The sequence below is a fragment of the Flavobacterium sp. XGLA_31 genome (assembly GCF_051547105.1).
GTDB lineage: Bacteria > Bacteroidota > Bacteroidia > Flavobacteriales > Flavobacteriaceae > Flavobacterium.
This window is the reverse complement of the sequence record NZ_JBPTTM010000003.1, coordinates 364,104-384,810: the sequence shown is the minus strand read 5'-3', so window position 1 is coordinate 384,810 and position 20,707 is coordinate 364,104. Positions and strand designations below refer to the sequence as shown.

23 protein-coding genes are annotated in these 20,707 nt (G+C 37.9%); 11 read left to right on the top strand and 12 right to left on the bottom strand.

The window, feature by feature from the left end; translation table 11 throughout:
* Positions 1–172: 172 nt before the first annotated feature.
* From ACSVH6_RS08235 to ACSVH6_RS08205, 7 genes are all read right to left on the bottom strand, one after another.
* Complete coding sequence (locus ACSVH6_RS08235) at positions 173–556, bottom strand: HU family DNA-binding protein (RefSeq protein ID WP_438077357.1); 384 nt, start codon at positions 554–556, stop codon at positions 173–175.
* A 378-nt stretch (positions 557–934) separates the two neighbouring features.
* Entirely contained in the window at positions 935–1,597 is a 663-nt protein-coding gene (rpe, locus tag ACSVH6_RS08230) for a ribulose-phosphate 3-epimerase (protein WP_438077355.1), read from the bottom strand.
* Positions 1,598–1,802: 205 nt separating this feature from the next.
* Entirely contained in the window at positions 1,803–2,666 is an 864-nt protein-coding gene (locus ACSVH6_RS08225; protein ID WP_026711939.1) for a sigma-70 family RNA polymerase sigma factor, read from the bottom strand.
* Positions 2,667–2,792: 126 nt separating this feature from the next.
* Positions 2,793–3,473: a hypothetical protein gene (locus tag ACSVH6_RS08220; RefSeq protein ID WP_438077353.1), complete on the bottom strand. Its 681-nt coding sequence runs from the start codon at positions 3,471–3,473 to the stop codon at positions 2,793–2,795.
* A gap of 172 nt (positions 3,474–3,645) precedes the next feature.
* A complete protein-coding gene (locus ACSVH6_RS08215; RefSeq protein ID WP_438077351.1) occupies positions 3,646–5,844 on the bottom strand; it encodes a polyribonucleotide nucleotidyltransferase in 2,199 nt (732 codons plus the stop codon).
* Between the two features lie 140 nt (positions 5,845–5,984).
* A complete protein-coding gene (gene rpsO, locus ACSVH6_RS08210; protein ID WP_026724205.1) occupies positions 5,985–6,254 on the bottom strand; it encodes a 30S ribosomal protein S15 in 270 nt (89 codons plus the stop codon).
* 106 nt (positions 6,255–6,360) lie between these two features.
* Entirely contained in the window at positions 6,361–6,816 is a 456-nt protein-coding gene (locus ACSVH6_RS08205) for a GAF domain-containing protein (protein WP_438077349.1), read from the bottom strand.
* A gap of 70 nt (positions 6,817–6,886) precedes the next feature.
* Between ACSVH6_RS08205 and xrtF the strand changes: the two genes are divergently transcribed.
* The 11 genes from xrtF to ACSVH6_RS08150 all read left to right on the top strand — a co-directional run bounded on the left by xrtF (position 6,887) and on the right by ACSVH6_RS08150 (position 16,863).
* Entirely contained in the window at positions 6,887–7,444 is a 558-nt protein-coding gene (xrtF, locus tag ACSVH6_RS08200; protein ID WP_438077347.1) for an exosortase family protein XrtF, read from the top strand.
* Positions 7,419–7,862, top strand: a complete 444-nt coding sequence (locus tag ACSVH6_RS08195) for an exosortase F system-associated membrane protein (RefSeq protein ID WP_438077345.1) — start codon at positions 7,419–7,421, stop codon at positions 7,860–7,862. Before xrtF ends, ACSVH6_RS08195 begins: the two co-directional genes overlap by 26 nt.
* 19 nt (positions 7,863–7,881) lie before the next feature.
* Positions 7,882–9,429 (top strand): T9SS type A sorting domain-containing protein, encoded by a 1,548-nt coding sequence (locus tag ACSVH6_RS08190; RefSeq protein ID WP_438077343.1) that lies wholly within the window; start codon positions 7,882–7,884, stop codon positions 9,427–9,429.
* Positions 9,430–9,573: 144 nt separating this feature from the next.
* Positions 9,574–10,410 (top strand): ATP cone domain-containing protein, encoded by an 837-nt coding sequence (locus tag ACSVH6_RS08185; RefSeq protein ID WP_438077341.1) that lies wholly within the window; start codon positions 9,574–9,576, stop codon positions 10,408–10,410.
* Complete coding sequence (locus ACSVH6_RS08180; protein WP_438077339.1) at positions 10,407–11,762, top strand: MBL fold metallo-hydrolase RNA specificity domain-containing protein; 1,356 nt, start codon at positions 10,407–10,409, stop codon at positions 11,760–11,762. The genes ACSVH6_RS08185 and ACSVH6_RS08180 overlap by 4 nt, the downstream gene beginning before the upstream one ends.
* Positions 11,763–11,807: 45 nt before the next feature.
* Positions 11,808–12,209: an HYC_CC_PP family protein gene (locus ACSVH6_RS08175; protein ID WP_438077338.1), complete on the top strand. Its 402-nt coding sequence runs from the start codon at positions 11,808–11,810 to the stop codon at positions 12,207–12,209.
* 50 nt (positions 12,210–12,259) lie between these two features.
* Positions 12,260–14,266 carry a TonB-dependent receptor plug domain-containing protein gene (locus ACSVH6_RS08170; protein WP_438077337.1) on the top strand — a complete coding sequence of 669 codons (2,007 nt, stop codon included), beginning with the start codon at positions 12,260–12,262 and terminating at the stop codon, positions 14,264–14,266.
* 18 nt (positions 14,267–14,284) lie between these two features.
* The gene (locus ACSVH6_RS08165) at positions 14,285–14,626 is read left to right on the top strand and encodes a heavy-metal-associated domain-containing protein (RefSeq protein ID WP_438077335.1); all 342 of its coding nucleotides are present in this window, start codon (positions 14,285–14,287) and stop codon (positions 14,624–14,626) included.
* A gap of 100 nt (positions 14,627–14,726) precedes the next feature.
* Positions 14,727–15,362, top strand: a complete 636-nt coding sequence (can, locus tag ACSVH6_RS08160; RefSeq protein ID WP_438077333.1) for a carbonate dehydratase — start codon at positions 14,727–14,729, stop codon at positions 15,360–15,362.
* The gene (locus ACSVH6_RS08155; RefSeq protein ID WP_438077331.1) at positions 15,362–16,090 is read left to right on the top strand and encodes a DUF2490 domain-containing protein; all 729 of its coding nucleotides are present in this window, start codon (positions 15,362–15,364) and stop codon (positions 16,088–16,090) included. Before can ends, ACSVH6_RS08155 begins: the two co-directional genes overlap by 1 nt.
* A gap of 89 nt (positions 16,091–16,179) precedes the next feature.
* The gene (locus ACSVH6_RS08150) at positions 16,180–16,863 is read left to right on the top strand and encodes a DedA family protein (protein ID WP_438077329.1); all 684 of its coding nucleotides are present in this window, start codon (positions 16,180–16,182) and stop codon (positions 16,861–16,863) included.
* 74 nt (positions 16,864–16,937) lie between these two features.
* On the opposite strand, the gene groL is transcribed toward ACSVH6_RS08150, so the two are convergent.
* The 5 genes from groL to ACSVH6_RS08125 form a co-directional block, all read right to left on the bottom strand.
* Positions 16,938–18,569, bottom strand: a complete 1,632-nt coding sequence (groL, locus tag ACSVH6_RS08145) for a chaperonin GroEL (RefSeq protein ID WP_438077327.1) — start codon at positions 18,567–18,569, stop codon at positions 16,938–16,940.
* A gap of 57 nt (positions 18,570–18,626) precedes the next feature.
* Complete coding sequence (locus ACSVH6_RS08140; RefSeq protein ID WP_438077325.1) at positions 18,627–18,902, bottom strand: co-chaperone GroES; 276 nt, start codon at positions 18,900–18,902, stop codon at positions 18,627–18,629.
* A 136-nt stretch (positions 18,903–19,038) separates the two neighbouring features.
* Complete coding sequence (gene secG, locus ACSVH6_RS08135; protein ID WP_438077323.1) at positions 19,039–19,380, bottom strand: preprotein translocase subunit SecG; 342 nt, start codon at positions 19,378–19,380, stop codon at positions 19,039–19,041.
* A gap of 6 nt (positions 19,381–19,386) precedes the next feature.
* Positions 19,387–20,196 (bottom strand): tetratricopeptide repeat protein, encoded by an 810-nt coding sequence (locus tag ACSVH6_RS08130; protein ID WP_438077570.1) that lies wholly within the window; start codon positions 20,194–20,196, stop codon positions 19,387–19,389.
* A 1-nt stretch (position 20,197) separates the two neighbouring features.
* A complete protein-coding gene (locus ACSVH6_RS08125) occupies positions 20,198–20,701 on the bottom strand; it encodes an LptE family protein (protein WP_438077321.1) in 504 nt (167 codons plus the stop codon).
* Between the last annotated feature and the right edge of the window lie 6 nt (positions 20,702–20,707).

Genomic DNA, 20,707 nt, shown 5'->3' with positions numbered 1-20,707 from the left:
TTTGAGGGAAGGACGAAGTCAATCCCAGATTTTCAAAGCGGAGCTTTGAGTGAAGGACGAAGTCAATCCCTGCTATTCAAAGCGGAGCTTTGCCGGAAAGACGAAGTCAATCCTTTTCTATTGCAAAAACACGCTGATTTGTTGGAGAGCTATTGCCTGCACAGGCTTGTCCTTATGCCTTTCTCACAAACTTTAAGCGCTTCAGCATGGCTTGGAACTTCTTTCCGGGGCGGAAGATTATAGAGGCACTGGTGACATTCTTAGGCGCCACAGCCGCTGCGGTGGCACTGCCGGTTCCTTTTACGCTGATTTGAAATGACCCCAGATGGCTTACCCTTACAATTTTACCGGCCTCTAATTCTTGTGAAACCGCCTTGACCAGCCCAATGATTACCGCGTAGCAATCGGCTTGCGTAACGGTAGTGTCATTGGAAATCTGTTCGGAAAGGGCATCCAAATCTATTTCGCCGGTTTTGATTGCTTTGGGATAATACGTCATGTCCAACCCGGGTTGGGTCGGATGGGTCTTGCCGATGGGAGTGATTGTTATAGCCATATCTTAAAGTATTTCAGAAAGTTTTGTTTAACTAGTCTATACAAAGGCTATCAATTATCCTGCCAAAGCCAATCATTTACCGCGGTAACTTAAGCCGTTTACCGCGGTAAATTAGTCAAGTGACCGCGGTAACTGAAAAGACTGCTGCTGACGAGTTGAGAAAGTCTTCCTGAGAACTCGAGCAAACGCAGCGTACCTTTTTGTGGTTTTAGGAGTTCTATTCGTCAGGAAGGATTTGTTCCAATCTTTTTGGCTGCCACGAATAAAGATTCACGTCTTTAAAGAAATGGGAGCGATTTTGGCTCAAATAAGAAACAAAACAGCAGGCGGCAAATCGTAAACAGCCGTGAAATACTTGTTGGAAATTCGAATTGAAAATTATGAAACTATAGTCTTCTTCAGATTGCTGATGGTTTCGGTCGGGTTTTCAGCTTTAAACACAAAACTACCGGCTACCAGAACATCGGCCCCGGACTGTACTAATTGTTTCGCGTTTTTATCGGTAACACCGCCATCGATTTCAATCAGGGTAGAGGCATTCTTCCGAATAATTAAATCTTTTAGCTTCTCAACCTTAGAGTAGGTGTTTTCAATAAAAGACTGTCCTCCAAACCCCGGATTTACACTCATAAGGCAAACCAGGTCAATATCTTTAATGACGTCTTCCAATAGTGCAATATTAGTATGAGGATTTAAAGCAACTCCGGCTTTCATGCCTTCAGCTTTGATGGCTTGTAGTGTTCTGTGAAGGTGGGTGCAGGCTTCGTAATGAACGGTCAAGATATTGGCTCCTAATGCTTTGAAGGTTTTGATATATCGGTCAGGATCGATTATCATTAAATGCACATCTATGGTTTTTTCAGCGTGTTTGGTAATAGCTTCTAAAACCGGCATTCCAAAAGAAATATTGGGAACAAAAACACCGTCCATAATGTCAATATGAAACCAGTCAGCTTCACTATTGTTAATCATTTCAATGTCTCTTTGTAGATTGGCAAAATCAGCAGCCAAAACAGAAGGTGCGATAAGGGTGTTTTTCATGTTGTAGTGTTGTTTCCGCAAAGATAATTATAAAAAACAAAACTCCGGTAATCAGCCGGAGTTTCAATCATCAATCAAAAAACGAACAGTTAATCAGACTGTTGTTGCGGTTATGGTAAATTCCAAATATCAATTTTGTGAAGACAAATAAAAGTTATTTTTTTAATTTTCAAAACAAAAAAGACTTAAAATTTACTTATTTTTATTATCCCAAGTAAGTTTTTAAGATTTTACTTCTGGATGTATGTTTTAATCTGCGAATTGCTTTTTCTTTAATTTGACGAACACGCTCTCTGGTTAAATCGAAAGTTTCTCCGATTTCTTCCAATGTCATTGGGTGTTGGTCTCCTAAACCAAAGTACAAGCGAACAACGTCAGCTTCACGTGGCGTTAGAGTTTCTAAAGAACGTTCAATTTCGGTTCTTAAAGACTCATGGATTAACTCTCTATCCGGATTTGGAGATTCACCTGAACGTAAAACGTCATATAGGTTGGAATCTTCTCCCTCTACAAGCGGTGCATCCATGGATAAATGACGACCGGAGTTTTTCATGCTCTCTTTTACATCATTTACGGTCATGTCTAATTCTTTGGCAATTTCTTCAGCAGAAGGAGCACGTTCGTTAGATTGCTCTAACAAAGCATACATCTTGTTGATTTTGTTAATTGAACCAATTTTGTTTAATGGTAAACGAACGATACGAGATTGTTCTGCTAAAGCTTGCAAAATAGATTGACGAATCCACCAAACAGCGTAAGAGATGAACTTAAAACCACGAGTTTCGTCGAAACGTTGCGCTGCTTTGATTAATCCTAAGTTCCCTTCGTTAATTAAGTCAGGCAATGTTAATCCTTGATTTTGGTATTGTTTAGCTACGGAAACCACGAAACGCAAATTGGCTTTGGTTAACTTTTCTAAAGCTCTTTGGTCTCCGGCTTTGATACGCTGTGCTAATTCTACTTCTTCATCAGCAGTAATTAAGTCAACTTTTCCAATCTCTTGTAGGTATTTGTCTAAGGAAGCAGTTTCACGATTGGTTACCTGCTTGGTGATTTTGAGCTGTCTCATTTATTTATCTCCTTTACTTTAAAGTGTTCGGGTTGTTGTACGTAAAGAAAACCTAAAAAGTTACAATTTTAGAATAAAAAATCCGTTCACTATGGAACGGATTTTTTATGATAGAGAAATTTAAGGTTATAATTTTCTGGTTCCTGACCAACTGCCACTCTCGCCAAAATCATTTTGCCAAGTTCCACTTATCTGATTTCCGCTACTTGTACCGCTAAACGTGCCACCCTCAAACACTCCTGTTATAGAAGTGCCTATCAATGTACCATCCGTATTAAAAGCGCTGACTCCATCGTCAGATTTTGCAATTCCATCAACAACAGCGTCCACTATAACCACATGAAATAAACCTGAATCGTCACCGCTAAAGCTACCTACATAGCATTTGGCTAAAACGTTATGAAATTCTTTTAGGACTTTTATTGTGGCATTTGGATGTCCGCTTATGTTTATATTGCTGACTGTTGGATCCCCGCCATTTTCAGTAACACTAAAATCAAAAGAATTACTTCCATTGGTGAATGTCAATCCTACCATTGCAGAATTTAATGTGGCAGTTTCGGTTGTAGTGTAAGTTGAAGATGATCCATCTATGTTTAAAATTGCAGATAATGTACCGTCATTATTAATGTTAATCAGAACAGTTCCGGATGAACCTAAAAAGACACCTTTGTAGATGCCGAAATTACTGTTGTCAAATTCTACTTTGGCTAGTGGTGTGTCTGACAAAGCTGGACCTGAATCACTATCGCTTGAACAAGAAAAAGCCAAAGTTCCTAAAATGAGGAGTAAAAAAAATCTTTTCATAATATAAATATTTAAAGGTTAGGTTATTAAAGTTAAAAAAACGTTTGCTATCTTGATTTTTTAATCGTTAAAGTGTTTTAAATATCGGTTTATCTTTATTTATGATAAAAACAAAAATCCCGACTCAAAAAATAGAGTCGGGATTTTCTATGAATTAATATGTAATTTGGTATTAACCTTGTGGAGCATCTTTTTTGCCATCTCTTGGAGGACGGTTTTCGTCTCTTGGAGGGCGATTTTCATCTCTTGGAGGTCTTGGTAAAAGGGCTTTTCTGGACACTTTTTCTTTTCTGGTTTTAGGATCTATTCCTAAGTATTTCACCATAAAGACATCTCCCATGTTAACTACATCGGAAACGTTTTCGGTTCTTTCCCAAGCCAATTCAGAAACGTGTAATAATACTTCGTTTCCTGGTGCTTTGGTATACTCAACAACAGCACCAAAATCAAGCATTTTGATTACTTTTACTTCATAAGCTTCACCCACTTCCGGTTTGAAAATGATGGAATCAATTTTTGCCAATACAGCTGCAATACCATCCGGATCAGTTCCTAAGATTTCAACCACACCTTGCTCATCCACTTCGTTGATAACAATGGTTGTTCCGGTAGCTTTTTGTAATTCTTGAATCACTTTTCCGCCAGGGCCGATTAAAGCACCAATGAAGTTACCAGGGATGGTTCTCATGATGATTTTCGGAGCGTGTTTCTTAACGTCTGGTCTTGGAGTAGGGATGGTTTCAACCAATTTACCCAAGATATGCATACGGCCTTCGCGAGCTTGGTTTAACGCTTGCTCCATAATGTCGTAACGCAAACCGTCAATTTTGATGTCCATTTGACAAGCTGTGATTCCGTCTTTGGTTCCGGTTACTTTAAAGTCCATGTCACCCAAGTGATCTTCATCACCTAAGATATCGGAAAGAACGGCAAATTTCTGACCGTCAGTAATTAATCCCATAGCGATACCTGAGACTGGTTTAATCATTTGAACTCCGGCATCCATCAAAGCCATAGTACCGGCACATACCGTAGCCATAGAAGACGAACCGTTAGATTCTAAAACTTCTGATACAATACGGATAGTATAAGGACAATCAGCAGGAACCATATTTTTCAGCGCCCGTTGTGCTAAGTTTCCGTGACCAACTTCTCTTCGGGAGGTTCCTCTTAATGGTTTAGCTTCACCGGTTGAGAAAGGCGGGAAATTATAGTGTAAATAGAATTTTTCTTCGCCTTGTTCTGATGGAGAGTCGATTTGGTTTGCTTCTCTGGAGGTTCCCAAAGTTACTGTTGCCAAAGCTTGCGTTTCCCCACGTGTAAATAAGGCAGAACCATGTACAGATGGTAAGTAATCCGTTTCACACCAGATTGGTCTGATTTCGGTAGTCTTTCTTCCGTCTAAACGGATTCCTTTTTCAAGGATTACATTACGAACAGCTTCTTTTTGTGTTTTGTAGTTGTATTTGCCTACTAACTCAGCTAGATCTGCATTTTCTGCATATTCTTCTTCTGTAAACAGAGCTTTTACTTCTTCTTTTACAGCGGCAAATTTTTCACCTCTTTCGCTTTTGGCGGAAGCTTCTTGAGCGATGGCGTAATATTTGTCGTAAGAAGCTGTTTTTACTTTTTTGTAGATTGCTTCATCTTCTTTTTCGCCTTCATACTCGCGGTAAGCCGGAGAACCAACAGCGGCTCTCAATCTTTCTTGCGCTTGAATTTGAACTTTAATGGCTTCGTGGGCAAATTTGATAGCTTCTACCATTTCGTGCTCTGAAATTTCTTTCATCTCACCTTCCACCATACAAACAGAATCTGCAGAAGCACCAATCATCATGTCGATGTCTGATCTTTCCAAATCAGCTTTGCTTGGGTTGATAACCAATTTTCCGTCAACGCGAGCTACGCGTACTTCAGAAATTAAGTTGTAGAAAGGGATGTCAGAAACTGCTAAGGCGGCTGAAGCAGCTAAACCAGCTAAAGCATCCGGCATCACATTTTCGTCATGTGACATTAACTGAATCATTACCTGAGTTTCGGCATGATAATCATCCGGGAAAAGCGGACGCAATACACGATCCACCAAACGCATGGTCAATACTTCGCTGTCACTCGGACGTGCTTCTCTTTTGAAAAAACCACCCGGGAATCTTCCCGCAGCAGCAAATTTTTCACGGTAATCTACCGTTAACGGTAAAAAGTCTACACCGGGATTAGATGTTCTTGCTGATACCGCTGTTGCTAAAAGCATACAGTCTCCGCATCTTACAACAACAGAACCATCGGCTTGTTTGGCTAATTTACCGGTTTCGATGGTGATAGATCTCCCATCACCTAAATCGATTGTTTCTTGGGTTACTTTTGGAATCATAAAAATTTAATTCGTTTAAACAATTAGGTTAGTTGTGTTGTAGTTGTTGTAGTAGTTGTTTGTAACCCAATGAAAAACCGAAACTTTTCTCTTTATTTATAAAACAAAAAGAGGCGCGCAAGCACCTCTTTAGATATGTATTATTTTCTAATACCTAATTCTTTGATAATCTCACGATATCTGTTGATATCTTTTTTCTTCAAGTAGTCAAGAAGAGATCTTCTTTTACCTACTAAAAGTACTAACGAACGCTCCGTGTTATAATCGTGACGATTTTTTTTCAAGTGTTCTGTTAAGTGAGAGATTCTGAATGTGAACAAAGCGATTTGCCCTTCAGCAGATCCTGTGTTCTCAGCTTTTCCTCCGTGTTTAGCGAAGATTTCAGCTTTTGTTTCTTTAGTTAAATACATTCCAATATTATTTTAAATGATTATTATGTATGAAATGAGGTTTTCTCAATTCGTGTGCAAAGGTAATTTTATTTTTTGATTAGGCAAATAAAAAGACGGTAGAAACTTAAAAAAATTTCGCAACTTGCTCGTTTACAAACTCTAAAAAATGTTCATCAGCTTCGGTAAAAGGATCGATCACATGGCTGTCAATATCAATTTGACCAATGTTTACTCCGTTCACAAAAAGCGGAACCACAATTTCTGACTTTACTGTAAAGCTGCAGGCAATGTAATTGTCTTGTGCCGACACATCGGGAACTACAAAGTTTTGATTTGATTCAGCCACTTGACCACAAATCCCTTTTCCGAACGGAATGACCGTATGATCGGTTTCGGCACCAACATAAGGTCCTAAATGCAACGTTCTGTTTTCATGATTGGCAAAATAGAAACCAACCCAATTATAATAGGAAACGTTGTCTGATAAGAACTGACAAAGGTTTTTCAGTTTTTCGTCTCTGGTTTTCCCGTTTTCGGATAAGATGGTTACCACGTGAGGATGCAAGTTTTCAAAATTCATTTTCAATTTTTTATGCAAAAGTAACGACTGCACCTTTTTTATTTTATATAAATTTGTTAAAAATTCCAATTTGAAAAACCTACTGCTCCAATACAAACCTTTTTTGCTTTTCCTGGGGAAATTTTTATTGAGTTATTTGGTATTGACTCTGCTCTATCAATCTTATCTGAGTCGTTTTGATGCAGCAAAAAATGAAGTGGATAGTTTTACACAATTGGTGGCTAATCAAACTCAACTGATTTTGTCTTGGGTTGATTCGCATTCGTATGTAGCGCCCAATGCGAATGAACCGAGCATAAAAGTAATCTATCACGATAAATACGTGATTCGCATAATAGAGGGCTGCAATGCCTTGAGTGTTATTATTTTGTTTGTTGCTTTTTTGATTGCTTTCACCGGAAAACTCAAAAATACGTTGTTGTTTATCTTCTTCGGAAGCCTTTTCATTCACCTCTTAAACATAGCTCGGATTGCCCTTTTGGCCATTGCGTTATATCATTTTCCTAATTCCGAACACATTTTACACGGCGTAGTTTTTCCGTTAGTCATATACGGAATCGTATTTCTGTTATGGGTGCTTTGGGTTAATAACTATTCCTATCATGCTACAAGATTTGCGAAAAAATAAAAAGAAAATAGGCTGGTCACTTTTTTTAGTGCTGCTTTTGGTTTTGATTCGGGTTTTTGAAGACCATTTGTTCTACGATCCGTTTCTTAATTATTTCAAAACCGAATATGCTCATCTGCCTTTTCCCAAAATCAATATCGTAAAATTGTTTTTTAGTTTAGGAATACGGTTTTACCTCAATTCGGTAATTTCTCTGTTTTTACTTTATGTGCTTTTTGATGACAAGCAGATTGTTAAATTTTCGGCATTCCTCTACATGATTTTGGGTTCGGTACTGATGATAAGCTTTATTTTTGTCTTGACTTTTTTTGCGGAAAAAAGTAAAATGAATTTATTCTACATTCGAAGATTTCTCATTCAACCCATTTTTATATTGTTGTTCATTCCGGCGTTTTATTACCAGAAACGGATGAAATAAACTTTTAATAAATAAAGATATGAGTACAAAAAGATATTTTAAGTTTTATTCACCGATTGTAATATTGATATTTCAATTTTGCCATTCTCAAGCTCCTACAATTCAATGGCAAAAATCTTTTGGCGGAACAATGGGTGATGTTCCAATGAATATTAAGCCTACAAGCGAGGGAGGTTATATCGTTTCTGGTTTTACATATTCTAACAATGATGATGTCATAACAATGCAAGGTGTTTGTGATTTCTGGTTGGTAAAGATTGATGGGAACGGAAATCTTTTATGGCAAAAAACATTTGGAGGGACAAATTATGACTTTGGAGCTGAAGCTCAACAAACGACAGATGGAGGATATATTATTGCAGGCACTACATATTCTAACGATGGTGATGTTACAGGTAGTCATGGAGAGAGAGATTTTTGGGTTGTCAAAACAAATTTGACTGGAAATCTTTTGTGGCAAAAAACATTTGGGGGTTCTAATTCTGATGAAGCTCATAGTATTAAACAAACTTCAGACGGGGGCTATATCGTAGTTGGGTCAACATATTCTAATGACGGAGACGTTACGGGGTTTCATGGCAATGCAGCACCTGATTGTTGGATAGTAAAACTAGACGAAAATGGAGAACTTTTATGGCAAAAAGCGTTAGGTGGGTCGTCAGTTGATGGTGCCAGATGTGTACAACAAACCACAGATGGTGGCTATATTGTTGTTGGTACTTCAAGATCTATTGATGGAGATTTATTGGGAAGTGTTGACCATTATATGGATGATTGGGTTGTAAAACTCGATAGCATGGGTAATATCATATGGCAAAAAAAATACGGAGGTTTATTTACTGAGTGTGCTAATAGTGTTCAACAAACTATAGATGGAGGTTATGTCATTGCGGGATATTCAACTTCAAATAATTTTAGTAATGGGAATAATGCGAATGATTTTTGGATAATTAAAATTGATGCTGACGGAATGCTTCTTTGGCAAAAAAACATTGGAGGAACCGGGGAAGATGTTGCCTATGATATTAAGCAGACCGCAGATGAGGGCTATGTAGTTTCAGGTTCAACCTATTCATTCAACGGAGATGTTACAGGAAATCATGGCTATACAGATTGTTGGATTGTAAAGCTTGGGCCAAACGGTAATTTGCTATGGCAAAAAGCTTTTGGCAGTTCTTCTTTCGATAGTGCTAATAGTATTATTCAAACTACAGATGAAGGGATAATTTTTGTTGGAAGTGCCGATACTTCTGATGGAGATGTTATCGGAGGTCATGGATATTTTGATTTTTGGATAGTTAAACTTTATCCTGATAACCTTAATTTGATTGATACTGCACAGGAAAAAATAATAATTTATCCTAATCCAATAAGTCAAATTCTTAATGTAAAAACATCTGATGAAAAAACGATTGACAAGATTACTATTTTTAATTTGCTTGGTGAAATAATTACTGAAGTACAAAATACCAATAAAGTTGCTGTTGAAAATATTGCAAAAGGTGTTTATTTAATCCAAGTTTCATTTGATGGTATAATGACAATCGATCGGTTTGTTAAAGAATAAATTCAAATAAATAATAGCTTATAGTTAGTCTTGTTACTATTGTTCATTCCAGCCTTTTTTTATCAGAGGCAAGTTAAAAACTGAGCTGTTTTTGTTGTAACTTTACTACAGCTCTTTATTCTATAGAGCATAAATACGTTTATAATGAAAATCGTAAAGCATTCCGGTAGTATAGTAGAGTTTAACCGAGATAAGCTGAAAAGGTCACTGCTCAAATCCGGCGCAAGCACAGAAGTGGTTGATAGCGTGTTAGAGGCTATCGACAGCCAGATATACGAAGGGATTACTACCAAAAAAATCTACAAGTTAGCGTTTAATTTACTCAAAAAATCTTCCAATTCCCACGCCGCCCGTTACAACTTGCGTTCCGCTATTCAGATGTTGGGTCCGGCGGGTTTTTTCTTCGAAAAATTTATTGCCCGCTTGTTCATCTCGGAAGGGTATTTGGCGCAAACCAATTTGTTTTTACCCGGAAAATGTGTAGGGCATGAAATAGATGTGGCTATTAAGAAAAATGATTATGTAGAAATGATCGAATGTAAGTTTCATGCCAGTAATGATGCCGCGTCTGATGTCAAAGTCCCCATGTATATCTTGTCAAGATTCAATGATGTCAAGGATCGATATCACACTATTTTTACCAGAAAAGATAAAATATCAGGGTGTTGGATTGTAACCAACAATCGGTTTACCTCAGATGCCACAGCTTTTGCCTCTTGTTCAGGATTGAAATTGCTCAGTTGGGACTATCCGACTAATAGCAGCTTACGTAAGCGAGTAGATGATGATCAGTTATATCCTGTTACTTGCCTTACCACTCTGACTGCAACCGAAAAAGACAAATTATTGGTCATGGATGTCGTTTTGGCGAGAGAGGTGATTGATAATAGAGAGGCCCTTGAGAAAATTGGGTTAAGCCCCAATCGAATAAAAAATGTATTAAAAGAAGCCTCCGAGCTTTGTAAATATTTCAGACCATGAAAATAAGATTTTTGGGAGGTGCCGGTACCGTAACCGGTTCTAAGACACTTGTAGAAAGTAACGGAGTAAGAATACTGATTGATTGTGGTCAGTTTCAGGGGATCAAACCTTTGCGGGAACTTAATTGGGAACCGCTTCCGATTTTGCCTAAAACTATTGATTTTGTACTGTTGACTCATGGTCATTTAGACCATTGTGGTTGGTTGCCCAGATTAGTGAATCAAGGGTTTGAAGGTAAAATTTATTGCACAAGTCCAACCAAAGATATTGCCAAATTAATATTGCTGGATAGCGCCAAGATTCAGGAAGAGGAAGCCAACAAAGCTAACGAAGAACATTTTTCTAAACATGAAAAAGCCGAACCTTTGTATAATGTGCAACAAGCGGAGGAAGTATTTCCGTTGTTTCGGGTCGTAAAACCAAATGAAGAAGTACAATTGGATGCCGAAATATCCGCAATATTTACTAATGCCGGACACATTCTAGGTGCTTCTTCTATAGAACTGAATTTAGAAGGGGAAAAATTGGTCTTTTCCGGAGACATCGGGCGAGATGATGACGTCTTGATGTATCCGCCTGTCAAACCAAAAAAAGCCGATTATATTTTTCTGGAAAGTACTTATGGCAACCGAATTCATCCCGAAGAAGACGTCAAACTTTTACTGGAAACGTTTATCAATAATACGGTGCAGAATGGAGGTACAATCATTATCCCGAGTTTTGCGGTAGAACGGGCGCAGACCATTATGTATTTGCTTTGGCAGCTCAAGAAGGAAGATAAACTTCCCGATATTCCTTATGTTATTGATACCCCTATGGGAATCAGTGTGCTGGATGTTTTTATGAATAACAGAAATTGGCATAAGCTTTCAGAAACCGAATGCACCGAAATGTGTCAAATGTTTACCATGATTTCGGAATATCAGGAAACGATTGACACCATTTACAATAAAAATCCGAAAGTAATAATTGCGGCCAGCGGAATGATTACCGGCGGAAGAGTATTGAGTTATTTAGAACGCTATATCGGCCTGCCTGAAACCACAGTTATTATTGTTGGATATCAAGCGGAAGGGACTCGCGGAAGAAAGTTGTTGGAGGGAGCCGGTGAAATCAAGATTTATGGGAAATATTATTCCGTTATGGCCCAAATTCAGGAAATAGAAGGCTTGTCGGCTCATGGTGATCAAAATGATTTATTGCAATGGCTTTCAGTTTTGGAAAACAAACCCAAGAAAGTGTTCTTGGTTCATGGTGAAAACCAACCTGCCGATGAATTACGCATTAAAATTCAGGAAAAATATGGCTTTGATTGCTCAGTTCCTATGATGGGGCAGGAGTTGGAGATTTAATATGAATTTAAGTTTTTGATAATTGGTTTTTACTAACTTTGCCCCATGATTTTTAAAAAATATATCAGCATTTTATTGACGGTTCTCCTGTTGGTTTCCAATTTAGGATTAGCGTTTAATGTGCATTATTGCGAAAATCAAATAGCTTCAGTTACTTTAGATACAGCTCAATCCTTGCGTAAAGCAGAATCCGGTTGTTGTGGGGAACTGGAAAAAGAATCTAAATGCTGCAACGATAAAATTATTAAAGCTGAAATCAAGTCAGACCAAATTATCGTAAAATCGTTATCGTTTGAAGCCGCTTTTATTCCGGTAGCTTACGATTGGAAACCTGTCGTATGGAGTCCAAAAATTAATTTTACCCAAAGAGATAATTTCACTTATTATTGTGATGCCAATGCACCTCCGCTTTATCTCTTGTACAGCCAATATACTTTTTATGCCTGATTTTAGTATTCAATAAAGTTTCCCTTTTACGAATATTAAAATAATTTATAATGAAAAAAACTTTGTTATTCCTAACACTGTTGTTTTCTACAGTTGCTTTTTCCCAGCAAAAACTGGATGAAGTGAAAGTAGAAACCAAAAAGAAGGGATTAAAAAAATCACTGTCATTAACCGCCAATACTACTGTGGTTACCAGTAAAGAGTTGCTCAAAGCCGCCTGCTGTAATTTGGCAGAAAGCTTTGAAACCAATCCTTCTATTGATGTCAATTTTTCGGATGCGCTCACCGGAACGAAGCAAATCAAAATGCTCGGATTAACCAGTCCATACATCATGATAACTGAAGAAAACATTCCTTCAGTGCGTGGGGCTTCACAAGCCTATGGGTTGTCATTCACACCTGGAACTTGGGTGGAAAGCATCCAAATTACCAAAGGGGCCGGAAGTGTAGTCAATGGCTACGAAAGCATTTCGGGACAAATCAATACCGAATTAATCAAGCCTATAAAAGACATTCCTTTTTTCTTGAACGCTTACGGTTCGACAGATTCGCGCTTTGAATTGAATACCCATTTCAATAAAAAAGTTTCCGATTTTTGGTCCACCAGTCTTTTTGTGCACGGTAATGCCCGTGTGACTAAAAATGACATGAACGATGATGGATTCTTAGACAATCCGTTAGGCAAACAAGTCAATATTGCTAACCGTTGGCAGTATTCTAATCCCGAAACGGGCTGGGTTTCGTTTCTCAATCTTCGGTTTATGAAAGACGACAAACAAACCGGACAACTTGATTTCGACCCGAACAGAGACCGCTTGACAACCAATTATTGGGGTTCGGAAATCAATACCGAGCGATTGGATTTTTCGTCCAAAGTGGGCTATGTTTTCAAAGATATGCCATATCAAAGCATCGGTATTCAAAATGCCTTTACCAGCCATGATCAGCAATCGTATTTTGGCTTGAACCAATATGATATCCGGCAACAAAGCTATTATTCAAACTTGATTTTCAACTCGATTATCAATAATACCATGCACAAGTTTGCCACGGGTTTGAACTTTACTTATGATAAATATGCCGAGTTTGTAAATCTATCAGATGTAAGCCGGATTGACAATTCGGCCGGAGTTTTCTTTGAGTATACTTACGATAACAACGACAAGTTCAGTTACATTCTTGGCGGTCGATTTGATTATCACAACCGGTTAGGTGCTTTCTTTACGCCGAGATTGCATATCAAATACAATCCGTGGGAAAAAGCGGTACTGCGATTTTCAGCGGGAAGGGGTAAACGTGCCGCCAATATTTTTGCCGAAAATCAAAACCTGTTTGCCAGTTCCCGAACGTTTTCGGTATTGGATACTAATGGGAAAATCTATGGTTTGAATCCTGAAATTGCCTGGAATTATGGGGTAAGTTTTACGCAAAATTTTCTTCTGTTTGGCAAAAACGCCGATATGACCTTAGATTTCTACCGCACCGATTTCCAAAACCAAGCTGTGGTTGATGTGATGAATTCTCCACAACAAGCGTTGTTTTACAATCTAAAAGGAAAATCGTATGCCAACAGCCTGCAGCTTGATTTTAATTTGGAAATCATCAAGCACTTAAATTTGCGCACGGCTTACAAATATTATGATATTTCTACTGATTATCTTTCGGGTTCTTACCAGAGACCGTTGCAGGCCAAACACCGGTTTTTTGGAAACTTAGAATTTGAAACACATATCAGTGACAAAGGGCAGCAATGGAAATTTGATTATACTTTTAACTGGCTGGGCAAACAGCAATTGCCGAATACATCAACCAATCCGCACCACGATCAACTTCCTGAGTTTTCACCTTCATTTAGTTTGATGAATGCGCAAATTACCAGAACTTTTTCGAGTACTTTTGAAATGTATTTGGGCGGTGAAAATATTGGGAATTACAGTCAGCACAAAGCGGTTCTGGGAAACGATAATCCTTTTGGACCTAATTTTGATACGTCGATAGTGTATGCACCGGTTTTCGGGCAAATGTATTATGCCGGTTTACGATTTAAAATAAAATAACTTTAAAAACAGATAAAAATGAAAAATATGATTTTAGGAATGATGTTACTGTTTGTAGCATTTTCAGGCCAAGCACAAGAAAAGAAAAACAAAAATGCCAAATATGAATTTGAAGTCAACGGCAATTGTGAACAATGTAAAAAGCGTATCGAAAAAGCTGCTTTTTCGGTAGCCGGTGTTAAAAGTGCCGATTGGCATATTGACGATCACAAGTTGCATTTAATTATCAATGAAGAAAAATGCTCAGTGGTTGATGTAAAAAAAGCGATAGCCAAGGTGGGTCATGATACTGATGATATAAAGGCCGACGATGAGGTGTATAAAAACCTGCATGCCTGTTGCCAATACGAAAGAAAATAAGATTTTTTAAACTCCTCAAATCCGAGGAGTTTTTTATTTGAATAACTTTCGGCTATATACTTTATCTTTACACCCACTAAAACGATTTGAGTGTATTCTTATGAGCGATTTTTATAAAAAGATACTGGACAACAACAAGCAATGGGTTGAAGACCAATTAAAAATAGATCCCAATTATTTCAAAGACTTATCACAAGGACAAAACCCACCATTGCTTTGGATAGGTTGTTCGGACAGCCGTGTTCCGGCAAACGAAATCATAGGGGCAAAACCGGGTGAAGTTTTTGTACACAGGAATATTGCCAATATGGTAGTGCATTCTGATATGAACATGTTGAGTGTATTGGATTATGCCGTAAACGCGTTGAAAATAAAGCATGTTATTGTTTGCGGTCATTATGGCTGTGGTGGAATCAAGGCAGCCATGGGCAACAATTCTATCGGTATTATAGACAACTGGATTCGTCATATCAAAGATGTCTACCGCCTACACCATCAGGAGCTAAACGCTATTGAAAATGAGAATGAACGCTTCAACCGTTTTGTAGAGGTGAATGTGATTGAACAAGTTTGCGATTTGGCCAAAACATCTATCGTGCAATCGGCCTGGAAAGAAGGACAGGAGCTTACTCTACACGGTTGGGTGTATGGTTTGAACTCTGGCTTTGTAACCGATTTGAATGTGAATTTCAGTAGTAATAAAGACTTGGATGATGTTTATCAATTAGAATTTTAATGAGACGTTATCTGTTTTTTTTATTCTCTTTTTTGAGTTTTGGTCTTAAAGCTCAGGAATTAAAACAAAATCAACGTGTTTGGTTTTCTTATGCGGGGCAATATAAAGTCTCAGAGCATTGGGGTTACCATCTGGATGTGCAATTTAGAACAGACAATCAGTTGCAGCAAAACCAGCAAAATGTGTTTCGCATAGGTGGGATTTATTTTATTACAACTTCTAAAATGCTTACTGCCGGCTATGCATTGGCAAATACCTATAATACTTCTTTGCAAGATTTTTACAAAGAGAATCGTTTATGGGAACAATTTCAATACATTGACAAATGGGCTAAAAATACCATGATGCACCGATTTCGATTGGAACAGCGTTGGGTAGAAAGTATCACTGCGGTTGACGGGAATGTAGTTTCATTGGGGGCTAATTATCAAAACCGGTTGCGGTACCTCAATAAGAATACGTTTCATTTGACCAATTTGCGATCAGAAAAGGAAGAGATTTATGCCGTACTGCAAGATGAGATTTTTGTGACTTTAGGGGACAATAAAGTTAATTCCAATATTTTTGATCAAAATCGATTTCTGATTGGAATGGGCCTGAATTACAATAACAACATTCGGCTGGAATTGGGCTATATGAATCAGTTTGTTAATGCCAATTCCAAAGCAGATGTGATGAATCACAATATTTTTATTTCATTGATTCAAAATTTAGATTTGCAAAAATAGTAGTGTAGTTTAACTTTTTAAAAGGTAATTATACCGAAAAAAAGGTTTATTTTCACGCACGATTTTTTACCTTAATAATATAATAATCCATGAGCAACTTTGATTGGATGCAATTGTTGAACCCTGAGTTTTATATCACCATGTCAATTGGGGGTGTAAAAGTGGGTCTTTGGATTGTATTGTTTATAGTGTTTGCAGAAACCGGACTTTTTGCAGGCTTCTTTTTACCGGGAGACAGTTTACTTTTCCTGTCAGGAATTTACAGTAGAGATTTAGTTGAGAATTTCACTTTTATCGAAAGTGATTTGGTTAATGTGACGTTATTGTCAACATTGGTAGCCACGGCCGGAATTTTAGGAAATATGATGGGATATTGGTTCGGTGCTAAAAGCGGATATTATTTGTATAAAAAAGAAGATAGTTTTTGGTTCAAGAAAAAGTATTTAATCCAGTCCAAAGATTTCTTTGAAAGATATGGTGGTAAAGCCATCATTTTTGCCCGTTTCCTTCCGATTGTAAGAACCTTTGCACCTATAGTAGCCGGAATTGTCACCATGGATAAAAAGAAGTTTATGTTCTACAATATTGTAAGCTCTTTCCTTTGGTCATTTGTTTTAATTTTTTCAGGACATTATCTATACGGAATGTTTTTAGAAAAATTTGATATTGATCTAAAGCACCACATTGAAAAAATTGTGATTGGCATTATATTGATTTCCACATTTCCGGTCTTTTTAAAGATGATAAAAAAGACTCCGAAACAAGCAGAATAAAAAAACGCCTCAATATATTTTGAGGCGTTTTTTGTTTGTTTCGCATTTCTTAATGATATGATGTGTTTTGGTTTTTACATCATGCCCGGCATTCCGCCGCCCATTGGCATTCCGCCTCCTGCATTTTCTTCTTTGATTTCTACCAAAGCACATTCGGTAGTTAAAATCATACCCGAAACAGAAGCCGCATTTTCCAAAGCTATGCGCGTTACTTTTTTAGGATCGATGATTCCGGCTTTCAGCATATCAACATATTCATCTGTTTTGGCATTGTAACCAAAATTCTCTTTACCTTCTGATACTTTGGCTACCACAACGGAACCTTCTAATCCGGCATTTTCAACGATAGTTCGTAACGGCGATTCCACTGCGCGGGAAACAATTTGAATTCCGGTAGTTTCATCAGCATTCGATGGTTTTAATTTATCTAAAACCGATTTGGCTCTCAATAGTGCCACACCGCCTCCGGCTACAATACCTTCTTCTACGGCTGCACGAGTGGCGTGTAAAGCATCGTCTACACGGTCTTTTTTCTCTTTCATTTCTACTTCAGAAGCGGCACCAACGTAAAGTACGGCAACACCTCCGGCCAATTTAGCCAAACGCTCTTGTAACTTTTCTTTGTCGTAATCTGAAGTGGTAGTCTCCATTTGTGCCTTGATTTGGTTTACGCGATTTTTAATCATGTCGGCATTTCCGGCACCGTTAACTACGGTAGTATTGTCTTTGTCAATGGTTACTTTTTCTGCTGTACCCAACATTTCCAAAATAGTGTTTTCCAAAGTATAACCGCTTTCTTCAGCAATTACAGTTCCACCGGTAAGAATGGCAATGTCTTCCAACATCGCTTTTCTTCGGTCGCCAAAGCCGGGAGCTTTAACAGCTGCTATTTTTAAAGCACCGCGTAATTTGTTTACTACCAAAGTAGATAAAGCTTCTCCGTCAACATCTTCAGCAATAATCAATAATGGTTTCCCCGATTGGGCTACCGGTTCAAGAATTGGTAATAACTCTTTTAAAGAGGAAACTTTTTTGTCGTATAACAAAATGTAAGGGCGCTCCAATTCCACTTCCATTTTCTCAGGATTGGTCACAAAATAGGGCGATAGATAGCCTCTGTCAAACTGCATTCCTTCTACTACATCCACATAGGTGTCGGTTCCTTTGGCTTCTTCAACGGTGATTACGCCTTCTTTTCCCACTTTGGCAAATGCCGTGGCAATCAAATCCCCAATTACTTCATCGTTATTAGCCGAAATAGAGGCAATTTGTTTGATTTTTTCAGAAGAACTACCTACTTCTTTGGCTTGTTTGCCAAGGTCAGCTACTATAGCTTCTACAGCTTTGTCAATTCCTCGTTTTAAATCCATCGGATTGGCTCCGGCAGCAACGTTTTTCAAGCCCTCTTTTACAATAGCTTGTGCCAAAACGGTTGCTGTTGTTGTTCCGTCTCCGGCCAAGTCATTGGTTTTAGAAGCCACTTCCTTCACCATTTGGGCTCCCATATTTTCTAAGGCATCTTTCAGCTCAATTTCTTTTGCCACCGAAACCCCGTCTTTGGTCACGGTTGGTCCGCCAAACGATTTAGAAATAATTACATTTCTACCTTTAGGTCCTAAAGTTACTTTTACTGCATTGGCTAATGCATCCACACCACGCTTTAATCCGTCGCGGGCTTCAATATCAAATTTTATATCTTTTGCCATAATTTGTTTGTGTTTGTTTTTTAGTCTTAATACTTAATTTTCAAATCTTAATCCTAATTAGATAATCGCCAAAATATCGTCTTCGCGCATGATGAGGTAATCCTTTCCGTTAAATTTCAGGTCAGTTCCGGCGTATTTACCATACAACACGGTGTCACCTACTTTTACGGTTAACGGTTCGTCTTTTTTTCCATTTCCCACAGCTACGACAATACCTTTTTGCGGTTTTTCTTTGGCCGTGTCCGGAATAATAATTCCTGATGCGGTTTGTGTTTCGGCAGCAGCCGGTTCCACGATTACACGATCTGAAAGCGGTTTAATGTTTAATGCCATAATTATATGTTTTATGTTATTAGAATGTTTTGGTTTCCCTTTTTCAGAAATTATGCCAAGCCTTGTAAACTGACATTTTTACCTAAAAAAAATGCCAGCATGTCAGCGCTGGCATTTGAATTTCAGTGTGTCTGAATTATTTTTTTACAGGCATGTTTGTTGCCGGTTTGTTTGGAGTGGCTGTTGCCGGTTTTGCCGGAGTAACAGTCTCAGATTCTTTAACCAATTTTGAATTCGTATCTCCCATACTTCCTGAGAAGCTTAAGCTTGACAATAAAATCAAAACAATTAGAATGGTAGCCAAAGTCCAAGTACTTTTATCTAAAAAGTCGGTTGTTTTTTGTACGCCACCCATTTGAGTTGAACCACCTAAAGATGATGACAAACCGCCTCCTTTTGGATTTTGAACCATAACTACTATTATCAATAGAAAACAAACTATTGTGATTAGTACTAAAAAAATTGAAAATGTGCTCATTATGTATTAATTATTTTGTTGTAAAATTTTAATATCCGAAATTCGGTCTGCAAAGAAACTACTTTTTTCCGGATATTTCAAAATTAATATTTCATAGGCTTGAATCGCTTTAGAATATTTTTTTTGTTCCAAGTATACCCTTGCTAAAGTTTCAGTCATCAAATAGGAGGTGTCCTCAGCAACCGGCTCTATCGAAGGGATTACAGCATCTTTGGAAATCGGAGAAATTTTTGGGTTGTTTTCGATAAACCTGTCGATTAAATCTAATTTTTTCTTTTTCTCAGAATCAACTGTTGGATTAGTTTCTTCGCGAACAATAGGTTTTAATCTCGATAATTGCAGCCATTCCTGGAAAGAATGTTTCTCGTTTTTCGAGAATTCTAAGGGCTTGCCAATGGCAAGTTTTTCCGTCGCCTTTTGTTCTTCAGGCGTTGCCTCTTTGATGGAGGTTAAAATTGACTGCTCTAACGGATCTACGCTAAGCTCTTTGTATTCTACTTTAACTTCTTCCATTCCCACTACGTTCATGTTCATCAACTCTTCCAGTTTCTTTTCATACAATCCTTTTTGTACGGAAACAAATGAGTCAGAAGTGATAAAGTCAAACAGAACACTTCGGTCAGTAGTGTATGCAGCTGAAACCTTTAAAGCATAATTGTAATTAAAACTATCCTGATTGTACATGTGTTTCAACTTAAGCACCCGCGCACTTTGGAAATAAGGAAAAGCACTCAAAACATTGTCTAATGTTTCGGCGTGCCTGTCATTGATAGCGTCAGGTTTGTTGAGTAAAAAAGTGTAATCAGTCAGGTTCATATTACCATTTGGCCAGTGATTCATTAAAAATATCTTGTGTGATGCGTTCAAAAATCACATCCAGTGCTTCAGTTAGTTTAGAGCCGTTCAACTGTGTTGAACCATCGTAGTCATAGTAAAATGAAAAGCGTTTTTCAAAATTATCTGCTTCTTTGTTTTTATTGCTGAAACGCACATTAACCGAAATAGTCAAGCGGTTTTGTGCTGCCTTTTGATCGGCGGTAGCAGTCATTGGTGTGATACGGTATTCCGTAATTTCCCCTTCGTAAAGTAAGTCGCCATTGGAACTTGTAAGATTCAGGTTGGTTTGTCCCTGAATCAATTCCTGAAGCTTGAGTGTAAAAGTACGCTCAATGCCGGGTTCAATCAGTTCCGCATTGTTCTGAAAATAATTCACCTGATAGGTTTTAGCATCAACGGGTTTGGCTCCCGTAAAATTATAAACAGAGCAACTGCTTAGGCTAAAAAAAATAAAGGCGGAAAGTAAAAATTTATAAATCTTCATCGCTCA